General features: G+C 59.7%; 10 protein-coding genes. 2 read left to right on the plus strand and 8 right to left on the minus strand.

Going from position 1 to position 13,749, the window contains the following annotated elements:
• Positions 1–4: 4 nt before the first annotated feature.
• Together eat and EDF82_RS11080 are read right to left on the minus strand one after the other, a co-directional pair.
• On the minus strand, positions 5–1,384 hold the full coding sequence (gene eat, locus EDF82_RS11075; RefSeq protein ID WP_123755616.1) for an ethanolamine permease: 1,380 nt from the start codon (positions 1,382–1,384) through the stop codon (positions 5–7).
• Between the two features lie 373 nt (positions 1,385–1,757).
• On the minus strand, positions 1,758–3,140 hold the full coding sequence (locus EDF82_RS11080) for a glycoside hydrolase family 28 protein (RefSeq protein WP_123755617.1): 1,383 nt from the start codon (positions 3,138–3,140) through the stop codon (positions 1,758–1,760).
• Between the two features lie 247 nt (positions 3,141–3,387).
• Here EDF82_RS11080 and mmuP point away from each other — a divergent pair, with 247 nt between their 5' ends.
• Both mmuP and mmuM read left to right on the plus strand, forming a co-directional pair.
• The gene (mmuP, locus tag EDF82_RS11085) at positions 3,388–4,794 is read left to right on the plus strand and encodes an S-methylmethionine permease (RefSeq protein WP_123755618.1); all 1,407 of its coding nucleotides are present in this window, start codon (positions 3,388–3,390) and stop codon (positions 4,792–4,794) included.
• Positions 4,781–5,713 (plus strand): homocysteine S-methyltransferase, encoded by a 933-nt coding sequence (gene mmuM, locus EDF82_RS11090; protein ID WP_123755619.1) that lies wholly within the window; start codon positions 4,781–4,783, stop codon positions 5,711–5,713. The genes mmuP and mmuM overlap by 14 nt, the downstream gene beginning before the upstream one ends.
• Positions 5,714–5,780: 67 nt before the next feature.
• Here the strand turns inward: mmuM and fbpC are convergent, their stop codons facing one another.
• The 6 genes from fbpC to EDF82_RS11120 all read right to left on the minus strand — a co-directional run bounded on the left by fbpC (position 5,781) and on the right by EDF82_RS11120 (position 13,573).
• Positions 5,781–6,827: a ferric ABC transporter ATP-binding protein gene (gene fbpC / locus EDF82_RS11095; protein WP_123755620.1), complete on the minus strand. Its 1,047-nt coding sequence runs from the start codon at positions 6,825–6,827 to the stop codon at positions 5,781–5,783.
• 11 nt (positions 6,828–6,838) lie between these two features.
• Positions 6,839–8,917: an iron ABC transporter permease gene (locus EDF82_RS11100; RefSeq protein WP_123755621.1), complete on the minus strand. Its 2,079-nt coding sequence runs from the start codon at positions 8,915–8,917 to the stop codon at positions 6,839–6,841.
• A 68-nt stretch (positions 8,918–8,985) separates the two neighbouring features.
• Positions 8,986–10,017, minus strand: a complete 1,032-nt coding sequence (locus tag EDF82_RS11105) for an ABC transporter substrate-binding protein (RefSeq protein WP_123755622.1) — start codon at positions 10,015–10,017, stop codon at positions 8,986–8,988.
• Entirely contained in the window at positions 10,014–11,318 is a 1,305-nt protein-coding gene (gene uhpC / locus EDF82_RS11110) for an MFS transporter family glucose-6-phosphate receptor UhpC (protein ID WP_123755623.1), read from the minus strand. Before uhpC ends, EDF82_RS11105 begins: the two co-directional genes overlap by 4 nt.
• An 84-nt stretch (positions 11,319–11,402) precedes the next feature.
• The gene (locus EDF82_RS11115; RefSeq protein ID WP_123755624.1) at positions 11,403–12,944 is read right to left on the minus strand and encodes an MASE1 domain-containing protein; all 1,542 of its coding nucleotides are present in this window, start codon (positions 12,942–12,944) and stop codon (positions 11,403–11,405) included.
• On the minus strand, positions 12,944–13,573 hold the full coding sequence (locus EDF82_RS11120) for a response regulator transcription factor (RefSeq protein ID WP_123755625.1): 630 nt from the start codon (positions 13,571–13,573) through the stop codon (positions 12,944–12,946). The genes EDF82_RS11115 and EDF82_RS11120 overlap by 1 nt, the downstream gene beginning before the upstream one ends.
• Positions 13,574–13,749: the final 176 nt, after the last annotated feature.

Below are 13,749 nucleotides of genomic sequence, written 5' to 3' on the forward strand. Positions count from 1 at the left end.
CTCCTTACGAAACGATGCGCAGCTGCGGATCCAGCGGGGCGCGTTCACGGGCTGAGGCGGTTTTGCGAAACCACAGATAGCCCCCCAGCATCATGGCCGCGAAAATCAGCGCCAGCAGCGGGTTGTACCAGACCATCGCGACCAGGCAGAGCACCGCCATCGCCAGCGCGAAGGCCGGGGCCCACGGGTAGAGCGGCGCGCGGAACGGACGAATCAGGTTCGGCTCGCTGCGGCGCAGCTTAAACAGCGCCGCCATCGAGGTGATATACATAACAATAGCGCCAAATACCGACATCGTGACGATGCAGGCGGTCAGCGGCATGCCGCTGATGGTGATCAGCGAGTCGGAGAAAATCGCCGCGATGCCGACCACGCCCCCGGCAAGGATCGCCAGATACGGGGTGCGGGTACGGCGGTTGAGGGTGGCGAGACGGGCGGGCAGGTAGCCGGCCCGCGCCAGGGAGTAGATCTGGCGCGAGTAACCCATAATGATGCCGTGGAACGACGCCACCAGGCCAAACAGTCCCAGCCACACCAGCATATGCAGCCAGCCGCTGCTGCTGCCGACCACCATTTTCATCGCCTGCGGCAGCGGGTCGTTGATGTTGGCGAGGGTGCGCCAGTCGCCGACGCCGCCGGCAAACACCATCACCCCGATAGCCAGGACCGTCAGGGTCAGAATGCCGCCGCCGAGGGCGCGCGGAATGGTGCGCTGCGGATCTTTGGCTTCTTCAGCCGCCATCGACGCGCCCTCAATGGCCAGAAAGAACCAGATGGCAAACGGAATCGCGGCAAACATTCCCGGCAGCGCCAGGCCGCTGAAGCTTTCCGCTCCCGCCCAGCCGTTGGCGGTAAAGTTGCTCCATGAGAAGCCCGGCGCGACCACTCCCATAAACACCAGCAGCTCGAAAATCGCCAGCAGGGTGACAATCAGCTCGAAGGTGGCGGCAATCCCGACGCCCAGGATATTCAGCGTCATAAAGACCACGTAGGCGCCGCAGGCCACCCATTTGGGATCCAACGCCGGAAACTGGACGTTAAGATAGGCACCGATCGCCATGGCGATGGCCGGGGGCGCAAAGACGAATTCAATCAGGGTGGCAAACCCGGCGATAAAGCCGCCGGTGGGGCCAAAGGCGCGGTAAGCGTAGGCAAACGGCCCCCCGGCGTGCGGAATGGCGGTGGTCAGTTCGGTAAAACTAAAGATAAAGGCGCAGTACATGGCGGCAATCGCCAGCGCCACAATCATAAAGCCCATTGTCCCGGCCTGGGACCAGCCGTAGCTCCAGCCAAAATATTCGCCGGAGATCACCAGCCCAACGGCTATCCCCCATAAACGGAAACTGCCGAGCGTTCTTTTTAATGTTGTCGTTTGCCCTGTCATATTCGCTGCCTCGCCAGATGAAGAGAGTCATATACCCGTCATACTTCAAGTTGCATGAGCGTTGGCAATACTCGGCCCATCCCTGGGCCTCGCCCTAACGGGCGCAGTAAACTGCGTTCAAATTCGTTCCTGACGAATTTGTCCTCGTTCACCCCAGTCACTTACTTCAGTAAGCTCCCGGGGATTCACTGCGTCGCCGCCTTCCTGCAACTCGAATTATTTAGGGAATAGCGTTGCAAAGAGAATGCCATCTTCCCGGCATGGACTTGCGCGCTCTGGCGTGAGGCGATGCGCAAAAAAGAGGCGGCCTGCACGACGATTGACAACCGTTATGGTGCAGACCGCCTGATGCGCTTAAGGCGAGGGCGCGGGGTTATTCGCTGACGATTGCGCCAGCATCTTTGCGGATTGCCGGGCCGGTTTTCACCTTCAGAGTGAGGCCTTTGGTCTCCAGTTCGGCGTTACGCACCCGGATGCCGTTCTCGGCTTCAATATTGACGTTGGTAAAATGGAAGCCGCTGAGCGGGGCTTCCGGCGTCCCGATGATATAGGCCGCGGCTTTGCTGTTGCCGGTCGAGGTTAAATTTTCGACGGTGATATTGCTAAAGTGCGGCGTTTTATACTGGTCGAACGGCTGTTTTGGATCGCTGTCCGGCGGATAGATCTGTTCGCCGAGGGTAAAACCGCCCGCCTGTAGCTGCTTGTCGACTTCCGCCTGCACAATTGGCGCCGCTTTGTAGTATGCGGAGAACACCAGCGGGACCTCGACGTTATGCATTTTGGTATTGCGGTAAACGATGTTCTTCACCTCGCCGCCTTTGCCGCGCGGGCTCTTAATGCGGATGCCGTACATCGAGCCGTCAAAGGTATTATTTTCCACCACGACGTTATTGACCCCGCCAGAGCTTTCGCTGCCGATGGAGATCCCGCGCCCCTGTTTCAGGGTGTTGTTGGCGATATAGATATTACTCACCACGCCATCAGGGAAGCGCGGGTCAGCTTTCTCTGCTTTGATGGCGATATGGTCGTCGTTGCAGTCGATGTAGTTATTGGTAATGCGGATGTTCTGGCTATCAATCGGGTCGATGGCGTCGGTATTCGGCGCATGCCAGGGCGAGAGAATGCGCGTGCCGTTGATATCGACATCGTGGGCGTAGCGGGTCACCACGTGGAAGCTTGGCGAATGGGTCAGGGTCACCCCGTCGATCAGCACATTGTTCGCGCGGGTGATGTAAATCAGCCGCGGTCGGTCGGTGCCGCCTTTCTTGCCGGTGGCGCGGATATTTTCCCGCCAGCGTTCCCACCACACCGCGCCCTGGCCGTCGATGGTGCCTTCGCCGACGATCGCGACGTTTTGCGCATCGGCGATGCTGATAAACGGCAGCCAGCCATTTTCCGCTTCGGCATATTTCGTTTTGTCATCGCCGCGATAGGCCGCGACCTCTGTCGACGCTACCAGGGTGGCGTCTTTTTCCAGCTTGAGCTGAATATGGCTTTTCAGAAACAAAGGGTTAGTCAGATAGTTGCCCTTGGGGACCAGCACGGTTCCTCCGCCTGCGGCGGCGCAGTCATCAATCGCTTTTTGGATGGCCTCGGTATTGAGGGCAATCTGCAGGCGGTGGCCCTCCGCGCCGTAGCGGGTGATATCGCAGACTTTATCGGGAAAGGTCACCTGGCTTGCCGCCTGCGCGGGCACAACCGGCAGGATGCTCGCCGCGGTCACGGCAGCCAACAGAGGAAGAGTACGGCGTTTCATGAATACGTCCTTTTTTGGTTTTGTGTTTTATAAAATTAGCACTCGCATTTTATTATTAGCCGTACGGCGATCACGATTTACGCTTTGTCGTTAATTTGCCTGAATATTGCGCGTTTTTTTCTGGCGTATGCCCATCAAAAAAGCGCGCTGGCGGCGAGAATGTGCGGGGGGTTTTGCAATTTGGCGTAGGGCAGGGTATAACAAATTCTCTTTGGATGTTTAGATGTCCATACGTTTAGAAGGTAATATGCAAACAACACCACAACAAGGTGGGCAATTAAAGCGCACCATGAAGACCCGCCACCTGATCATGCTGTCATTGGGGGGCGTTATTGGCACAGGGTTATTCTTCAATACCGGCTATATCATCTCCACCACCGGCGCGGCAGGTACGCTGCTGGCCTATCTGATCGGTGCGCTGGTGGTATGGCTGGTGATGCAGTGTCTGGGCGAACTGTCGGTGGCGATGCCGGAGACCGGCGCGTTTCACGTCTACGCCTCACGCTATCTTGGCCCGGCCACCGGGTATACCGTGGCGTGGCTGTACTGGCTTACCTGGACGGTGGCGCTCGGTTCCAGCTTTACCGCCGCCGGATTTTGCATGCAGTACTGGTTCCCGCAGATCCCGGTGTGGATCTGGTGCGTGCTGTTCTGCGTGATTATCTTTGGCCTCAACGTAATTTCTACCCGCTTTTTTGCCGAAGGGGAGTTCTGGTTCTCGCTGGTGAAAGTGATCACGATTATCGCGTTCATTATTCTCGGCGGCGCCGCGATCTTCGGCATTATTCCGATGCAAGATGGCTCGCCGGCTCCCGGCCTGCATAACATTACTGCCGAAGGCTGGTTCCCGCACGGCGGGCTGCCGATCCTGATGACCATGGTGGCGGTGAACTTTGCGTTCTCCGGTACCGAGCTGATTGGCATCGCGGCGGGAGAGACGGAAAATCCGCATAAAGTGATCCCGGTGGCGATTCGCACCACCATCGCCCGGCTGATTATCTTTTTTATCGGCACCGTCTTTGTGCTGGCGGCGCTGATCCCGATGCAGCAGGCCGGGGTGGAAAAAAGCCCGTTCGTGCTGGTGTTTGAAAAAGTCGGGATTCCGTATGCCGCGGATATTTTTAACTTCGTGATCCTGACGGCAATTCTTTCGGCGGCGAACTCCGGGCTGTATGCCTCCGGGCGGATGCTGTGGTCGCTGTCGAATGAGAAAACGCTGCCGGCGTGCTTTGCCAAAGTGAATAAAAACGGCGTCCCGCTGACCGCGCTGTCGGTCAGTATGCTGGGCGGCGTGCTGGCGCTGTTCTCCAGCGTCGTGGCGCCGGATACGGTGTTTGTGGCGCTGTCGGCGATTTCCGGCTTCGCGGTGGTGGCGGTATGGCTGAGCATTTGCGCCTCGCACTTTATGTTCCGCCGTCGTCATCTGCAGCAGGGAAAAGCGCTGAGCGACCTGCACTATCGTGCGCCGTGGTATCCGCTGGTGCCGGTGCTGGGCTTTATTTTGTGCCTGGTGGCCTGCGTTGGCCTGGCGTTTGACCCCAGCCAGAGAATTGCGCTGTGGTGCGGGATCCCGTTCGTGGCGCTGTGCTATGGTGCCTACTATCTGACCCGTTCACGGAAATTGACCCAGGAGCCTCAACATGTCGCAGAATAATCCGTTAACCACCATTCTTGCCAGCCAGCCCTTTGTCCTGCTTGATGGCGCGATGGCAACGGAGCTGGAAGCACGCGGCTGCAATCTGGCCGACAGCCTGTGGTCGGCGAAAGTGCTGCTGGAAAACCCGCAGCTGATCCGCGATGTGCATCTCGATTACTTCCGCGCCGGGGCGCAGGTGGCCATTACCGCCAGCTATCAGGCGACGCCGGCCGGGTTTGCCGCCCGCGGGCTGGATGAGGCGCAGTCGAAAGCGTTGATTAGCCGCAGCGTTGAGCTGGCGCGCAAGGCGCGGGAGGCTTATCTGGCGGAGAACCCGCAGGCCGGCACGTTGCTGGTGGCCGGTTCCGTCGGGCCATACGGCGCGTTCCTGGCGGACGGCTCTGAGTATCGCGGCGACTATGTGCGCAGCCGCGAGGTGTTTCAGGATTTCCATCGCCCGCGCATTGAGGCGCTGCTCGATGCCGGGGCCGATCTGCTGGCCTGCGAAACCCTGCCATCTTTTGCTGAGATCGCAGCGCTGGCGGAGCTGCTGAGCGGCTACCCAAGCGCGCGGGCCTGGTTCTCGTTCACCCTGCGTGATAGCGAACATCTGAGTGACGGAACGCCGCTGCGTGAGGTGATCACTCTGCTGCAGGGCTACCCGCAGGTGGTGGCGGTGGGGATTAACTGCATCGCGCTGGAAAACACCACCGCAGCGCTGGCGCATCTGCAGAGCCTGACTCCGCTGCCGCTGGTGGTGTACCCGAACTCCGGCGAGCATTACGATGCGCAGAGTAAAACCTGGCATCATCATGGCGAAAGCTGCGCCACGCTGCACGATCATCTGCCGCAATGGCTGGCGGCAGGGGCGAAGCTGATTGGCGGCTGCTGCCGGACCACGCCGAAGGATATTGCTGAGCTCCACGCACGGCGCTGAGGTCGCGTCGACTTACCCGACCTGCAGCTACGCGTTGTAGGCCGGGTAAGGCGTCAGCCGCTATGCATCACGCCGCATCGGCTAAGACAAACATCCCGTAGGGGTGGATTTCAAGGTAATAGTGCTCGCCGACGTCCGGTTGCAGACGGGTGGCGTTGACCTGCAATAAGATCTCCTGCCCGTGCCACTCCACCGTCACCTCATACTGCGGCCCCATATACGCCACGTGGCGGATCACGCAGCGCTGGCTCTCCTCGCCGCGATCGCTCAACGTAATGGCTTCCGGACGCACGCCGACGGTACCCGCACCCTGGGCGACAAAATGCCCCGGTCGCGGCAGGCGGTAGCCGTAGATATCGACCGCGTCCTGCTGGAAGGTGGCCGGGAACAGGTTGGCGTCCCCCATAAAGCTCGCCATAAAGCGCGATGCCGGCTGGCGGTAGAGATCCTGCGGCGAGCCCATCTGCATGATATGCCCCTTGTTCATCACCAGCACGGTATCGGAGACCGCAAAGGCTTCGCTCTGATCGTGGGTCACGTACAGCGAGGTGATATCAAACTGCTTTTGCAGCTCGCGGATCTTGTCGCGCATACTACGGCGCAGGTTGGCGTCGAGGTTGCTCAGTGGTTCATCAAATAGCAGCACTTTCGGCTTGAGGATCAGCGCTCGCGCCAGCGCCACACGCTGCTGCTGACCGCCGGAGATCTGATCGACATAGCGGTCTTCGAATCCCTCCAGATCCACCATCGCCAGCGCCTCTTTGACGCGGGTTTTCACTTCGCTGCGCGATACGCCCAGCATTTTCAGGCCATAGCCGACGTTCTCACCCAGCGACATATGCGGGAACAGGGCGTAGGACTGAAAGACCATGCAGATATCACGCTGCTGAATCGAGCGATGGGTCACGTCTTCGCCATCAATGAAAATCTGTCCTTCACTGGGTTTTTCCAGCCCGGCCACCAGACGCAATATGGTGGTTTTCCCGCAGCCGGAAGGGCCGAGCAGGGTCACCATCTGCCCCTGGGGGATCGTCAGATTGATATTGTCGATGACCATGTTGCTGCCGAATCGCTTGGTGACGTTGCGCAGTTCAACGAAATTTTTCTGGCTCATAGTGCGCTCCATTACGCCTGGTTTTTGGCTTTTGAGCGGGAGATGCGTGCTTCCCCGATCAGCCAGTCAAAGATGAAAATAATGGTCAGCATGACCACGATCAGAATCGAACCGTAGGCGATCGCCACCCCATATTCGCCGTCTTCCACCCGGTTGAGGATGTAGGCCGTTGCCACGCGGGTATCCGGCGTGACGAGGAACACGATGGCGCTGACGGTGGTAATGGCGCGCACAAAGCTGTAGATCAGCGCCGAGAGGATCGCCGGGCGCAACAGCGGCAGCAGAATGTGGGTGATGGTGCGTAAGCTCCCGGCGCGCAGGCTGAGGGAGGCTTCATCCAGCGATTTATCGATCTGGCCTAATCCGGCTATCCCGGCGCGGATCCCGACCGGCACGTTACGCATCACCATCGAAATAATCACGATGGCCGCGGTGCCGGTGAGGTACACCGGGGCGCTGTTAAAGGCGAGAATATAGGAGACGCCCGCCACGGTGCCCGGTACCGCGAAGCACAGCATGGTGGTGAATTCGATGGTCTTTTTGCCTTTGAACTGCTGGCGCACCACGATCCAGGCGATCAGCAGGCCGAAGGCGGCGGTGATCGGCGCGGCGATCCCGGCATACAGCAGGGTGTCGAGCAGGGAAGGCCATGCTCCGTCGCTCATTCCCTGGCCAAACAGCTTGATAAAGTTATCCAGCGTCAGGGTGTAATCCACTCCCCAGTTGACGGTAAAGCTGCCGTAGAAAATGCTGCCGTAGAGCAGGGCGTTAAAGGCGATCCACACCGCCAGAATGGCGATCACGCTCCATACCAGGGTAACCGGCAGCGGCTGAACGTCGCCCCGGTAGGACTTACCCGATACCGTGACGTAAGAGCGCTTACCGATCCACATATACTGGATGCAGAACACCAGCAGCGAGAACAGCAGCAGGAAGGCGCCGAGGGTGCTGGCGGCCTGATAATCGAGCTGCGAGCCGGTAATGTAGAAGTAGATCTGCGTGGCCAGCACGTCAAAGTTACCGCCGAGCACCAGCGGGTTACTGAAGTCGGCTAGCGACTGGACAATCACGATCAGGAAGGCATTCGCCAGCGCCGGTTTTAGCAGCGGGACAAACACACCGTTAAAGGTTTGCCAGCGGCTGGCGCGCAGGGTGTACGACGCTTCTTCCAACGAGGGGTGAATGGTTTTGATCGCCCCGTCCAGGATCATAAAGGCCATGGGGGTGAAGGCCAGCACCTGCGCCAGCCAGATGCCGGTAAAGCCGTACAGCCAGTTGGTGTTGGTCAGGCCGAACCACTCGACCATAAACTCGGTGACGTAGCCGGAGCGGCCCATCATCAGCGTGACGCCCAGGCCGACGACGAACGGCGGGGTGACGATCGGCAGAATCGAGAAGATGCGGCCAATAATGGCGCTCCGCTGGGCGATGCGGGTGGTGTAAATCGCCAGCACCAGGCCAAAGAAGGTGCAGCCGACGCCGACCGCCATCGACAGGGCGATGGAGTTGAGGATCACCTGGACAATATGCGCCTGCGACAGCACGGCCATAAACGCCAGCGGGGCAAACTCGCCCGCCTCGTTGGTGAACATCGGGATGAAAATAGCGATGCTTGGCCAGACGATAAACACGCCAATTAACGCCACGATGGTGACCAGAGAGCCAATCACGAAGCGATCGCCGCCCAGCCATTCGAGGCGCGTCAGGGCCGTGGTCATAATGGCGCCCAGCGCGACAAACAGGACGATGGTGGCGTAACCCAGGCCACGCCCGGCAACGGTGGCGCTGATGACGATAAACGCCATGCACAACAGCGCCCAGCCGGCATCGAGGTAGTGACGGCTGCGCTGTTCGCGCCTGGCCTCATGGAACGGACGGATCAGCAGCAGGCTCGGCAGCAGATACCACAGCCAGCTGACCGTGAACTGTGACCAGCCGTAGGCCGCGAGAATTTCATCGCTCGTGGACTCCAGCAGACCGTAATCCAGGCTCCAGCTCGGCAGCAGGGCAAACGCCAGCCAGCCGAGCAAAACCCAAAGGAATATCGCATCCCGTTTTTTCACGGGATGGAGTGCAAGTGTGTGTGACATAGCGGTTCCGGTAAGGTTGGCCGGGTAAGGCGCTGACGCATCACCCGGCAAATGAACGCAATGCGGGTTTATTTACCCATCTTCACTTCGCTAACCCACTTATTGATCAACGCTTTACGAACATCGGTAGAACCGTATTTGTCCATGTCGTAGTTGATAAGCTTCAGGTCATCGAGCTTCAGTGAGTTTGGCGAGGTTTCGGCGCTGGTGTTGGTCAGGATCTGATAGGACTTGCCTTTCTTCCATGCCAGCTCCTGGGCCTCTTTCGACAGCACCCAGTCAACAAACAGTTTGGCGTTGTCGAGGTTGCGCGCGCCTTTCAGAATGCTGATGCCGCCAATTTCATAACCGGTGCCTTCGCACGGGGCAATCAGCTCCAGCGGGGCGCCCTGTTCTTTTTCCAGCGAATAGTCGTGCAGGAAGCCGATGCCGATGGCCGTTTCACCGCGGGCGGCGTTGCGTGCCGGGGCAATGCCGGATTTGGTGTACTGAGAGACGTTGGCGTTGAGCTGCTTCAGGTAATCAAAGGCCTGATCTTCTCCCCACAACTGGGCGAAGGTCGCCAGCGCGGTGTAGGCGGTGCCGGAGCTTTGCGGATCGGCAATCTGAATCTCGCCTTTGTATTCCGGTTTGGTCAGATCCTTCCAGCATTTCGGTACCGGCAGGTTTTTCTCTTTCAGGCGCTCGGTGTTGACGCCGAAGCCGAGAATACCGACGTACACCGCCGAGGAGTAGTTACCTTTCAGCTTCGCCGGATCGCGAAACTGTTCCATTACCTGCGCGAGATTAGGCGATTTATAGGGTTGCAGCAGACCCATTTCACCGGCCTGAGACTGCGGGTCAAGGGTGCCGCCGTACCAGACGTCCGCCTGCGGGTTTTTCTTCTCGGCATCGACCTTCGCCAGGGTACTGCCGGATCCGTTGCGGATGAATGACGTTTTCACGTCATATTTTTCACCGAAGGCTTTGGTTTCAGCTTCACACATTTCGTTGGTGGCGCTGCAGTAGACCACCAGGCGGCCTTTGGCATGTGCCGCGCCGCTCAGGGTGGCCAGCGCAATGCCGGAAGCTATCAGGGTAGTGACCAGAGTTTTTTTCATTGTTTTATCCTTTGACCAGAAGCGGGGGTCATGCCGGCCATCAGCAGCGGCATCAGCAATAGCCCCATAAGTACCGCCGCGACCGAGAGCGAACTGAACATCCCGGGCCAGCCGTAGCGTTCAATAACCAGTGACAGCGGCCAACCTGCCAGCGCCGCGCCCAGATAGGCGAACAGGCCGAGAAAACCGCTGATCGACCCCGCCGCCGCTTTGTGTCCGGCTTCCACCGCCGCGAGGCCAATCAGCATTTGCGGGCCAAAAACGAAGAAGCCCACGGTGAAGAAACAGATCGCCAGCAGGGCGTAGTGATGCACCGGGGCGAGCCACAGGGCGGCGACGGACACCATCAGCCCGAGCGTAAACAGTAAAATCATCGGAGCCCGCTGGCCGCTGAACAACAGATCCGAACCCCATCCGGCAAACAGCGCGCCGAGCAAACCGCCGGCTTCGAACAGCATCACCGTGGCATTGGCGCTGAGCAGGTTGACGCCGTGGCTCTCCGTCAGCCAGATGTTGCCCCAGTCGTTGAGCGCGATGCGGATCAAATAGACCAGCACATACGAGACGCCCAGCAGCCAGAGCATCGGGTTGTTGAGCATCGTGGTGCGCCACATTTCCCACAGCCCCATTGGCGGACTTTGCTGCTCCTGACGCAGCTCTAACGGGTCGTTACGCCAGTTGCCGACCGACGGCAATCCCTCTTCCTGTGGCGTGCCTTTGAGCTGGAGCATCAGCCACAGGCCCGCGGCCATGCCGATGGTTCCGGGGGCCAGCATCGCCGCCTGCCAGCCCCACCAGTGGGCGGCGAAGGCGCTAATCAGCGGGATAATCGCCCCGCCGATGTTGATCGACATATTCCAGCACCCCCACCAGAAGCCGCGTTCATTGCGCGAATACCAGTGGGTCAGCAGTCGGGCACAGGGCGGCCAGCCCCAGCCCTGGAAAAAACCGTTCAGCGTCCAGACCGCCAGCAGCAGCGTCAGCGATTCGCCGAAGGCAAACACCACGTTCAATAGGCCGGTGGCGAACAGCCCGATGCCCATAAACCAGCGCTGCCCGTGGCTGTCGTGCCACAGTCCGGCGGTAAATTTCGACAGCCCGTAGGTCAGATAAAACAGCGACCCCAGCAGGCCGATATCGCCTTTATCCAGACCGAGATCCGTTTGTAACGCCGGAAGCACGTAGTTGACGCTTTTGCGCGTCAGATAAAACGCTGCATACCCGATGACCATGCACATCAGCAGCCGTGGACGAAGCGCCCGATAGCGTTGGTTGATCTCGCGTGTTGTGCCTGAGTGCATGGCCGCCTCCGTTGGGCTGACTATAAGAAAGGGACGACGAAAGGGGATGAGATAAAGTCCGGAGTCGCTAAGACTTTTTCCTGGTCAGGTGCCGCTTTGTTGCAAATTTGTGGGCAGGTTAACAATTACCCGCGTGCCGTGCTGCGATTCCAGGGTCAGCGCTCCGCCGAGGGCGCTGACGCGTTCGCGCATCCCCTGGATGCCAAACCCGGCTATTTTGTCAGGGCTGATACCGACGCCGTTATCCTTCACTTCCAGGCGTAACGTCCCACCCTGCTGAAGCAGGGTAATCGTCACCTCGCTGGCGGCGGCATGTTTGCAGATGTTATTCAGCAGCTCCTGCAGCAGCCGGTAGAGGGTAAAGCGCAGCGTTTCGCTGTCCGGCGTGGCGGTCAGGCGGTAGTCAAACTGACAGCGGATGCCGCGTTCGGCAAACGCGCAGTCGTTGAGCAGGTGCAGCAGCGCCTCCCTGAACGACAGCTCGTCAAGGGCCGGTGGGCGCAACTGGCGCAGCAGCTGGCGCGTGGAGTGATGGATCCGCCGGGCGAGATCGTTTATCTGGCTGGCTGCGGCCTGGGTTTGCGCCGGATCCTGCGAGCGCTTAACCAGTTGGGACTGAATCTGAATGGCGGTGATGTTCTGCCCGATCTCATCGTGCAGCTCACGCGCCAGGCTTTTGCGGGTGTCCTCTTCGGTGTGGATCAGCTTTTCGGTCAGCGCCCGCCGTGCGGCCAGTTCGGCTTCCAGCCGCTGGCGGTAGTGGTGCAGATTCTGCGCCAGGTGCTGCTGGCGGCTGATGGCGATGCCCAGCCCGATCCCGAGCAGCGCCTGGGTTGCCAGAAAAATCTCCAGTTCAACCAGATTGCTGAACCCGACGCCAACCTGGCGGGCAATGGTGATCATCATGCTGCCCAGCAGGCCGGAGAGCACGCCGCCCTGCCAGCCAAACTTCCAGGCCATCACCACGTTGGGGAGAAACACCACAATCAGCAACAGTCGCTCAATTTCCGGCGACAACACCATCTGGGTGCCGATGCCGATGATAAAGAACAGGCTGCACCAGATAATCAGCGAGGTGCGGAGCGGTGGATTGCTGGTATCCAGCCCCAGCAGGTGGTAGCGGTGCTGCTGGCGTAAAAATTCAAAGATCAGGTAGACGAACGGCGTCAGCAACACGCCGCCGGTAAACGCGGCCAGCCCGAGCAGCATCGCCGGGCTTTCCACCAGCGGCGACATCAGGGCGGTGTTGAGTAACGCCGCGGCGGTCACCGTGGCCAACAGCAGCGTCAGCCGCTGCCAGTACAGGGGAAAACGGTGCCAGAAAGTCTGGGCGAGGCGAGCGGGTAGCAGATTAATCAACGGGCTGGCCAGCAGGGCATAGCCGCTCAGCAACTGTTCGCTGTGCAGCCACAGCAGCATCGCCATGGGCGGCAGCATCAGGGCCGGCCAGTAGCGGCGGGAGAGGAGGATCAGCAGCGCCAGATAGACTCCGTGCGGCAGGAACAGCGCCGCCTGCTGGCCGTTGTGGGTCAAATAGAATCCCAGCGTCCACAGCATCAGCCAGCCGCTTCCCCAGGCCAGCACGATGAACAGCGAGATCACCCAATAACGCAGATTGCGCGACATTAATGGCCGGTCAGCAGCTGGTGATCGAGAGCAAAATGGACCAGGTCTATCGTGCTCTGGCACTGCAACTTGCCCAGCACGTTCGCGCGATGCACGTGCACGGTTTTATGGCTAAGCTCGAGGCGGTAGGCTATCTCCTTGACGCTATCGCCTTTCACCAGCAGATCAAACACTTCGCGTTCACGTGGCGTGAGGATGTCCAGCACCGGCGACGGCTGTTGCCCGCCGCGCAACGCCCGCAGCGCATCGGCGCACAGGTAGTGGCCACCCAGCCCGACGGAGCGCACCGCCTGCACCAGCTCTTCCGGCCCGCAGCGCTTGGTTAAATAGCCGCTGGCGCCGGCATCTAACGCGCTCTGCACAAAGGTCGGGGTGTCGTAGATGCTCAGGATGATGGCGCGGAAGTCGGGTTTCTGGGCGCGCAGGCGTTTCAGCAGGCTCAGGCCGTTTTCGTCCGGCATGGCGATATCGATCACTGCCACGTTGATGTCATCGCGCAGCAGGGCTGGCCATGCCTGCGCCGCGCAGCTGTACTGGCCCGCAACTTCAAGGCCTTCTTCGAGGCTGAGCAATTGCGCAAAGCCGGAGCGCACCACCACATGATCGTCAACCAGCACCACTCGAATCATGTTTCTTCTCTCTTAGCAGATCATGGCGCCTATGATGCCTGCCGCCGCTGCGCTGGCAATCATCCAGGCGCAGTTATGCAATGAATGTAACAAAATCGCAATACACGTCATCCTTCAGGCGGCCTGTTTGCCGCCTGTCGGCATCTTGAAATCCATTGGGGATATAAGCATTGCCG

Origin of the sequence: Klebsiella sp. BIGb0399, from assembly GCF_003752615.1 — a bacterium.
GTDB classification, from domain to species: Bacteria; Pseudomonadota; Gammaproteobacteria; order Enterobacterales; family Enterobacteriaceae; genus Klebsiella; species Klebsiella lignicola.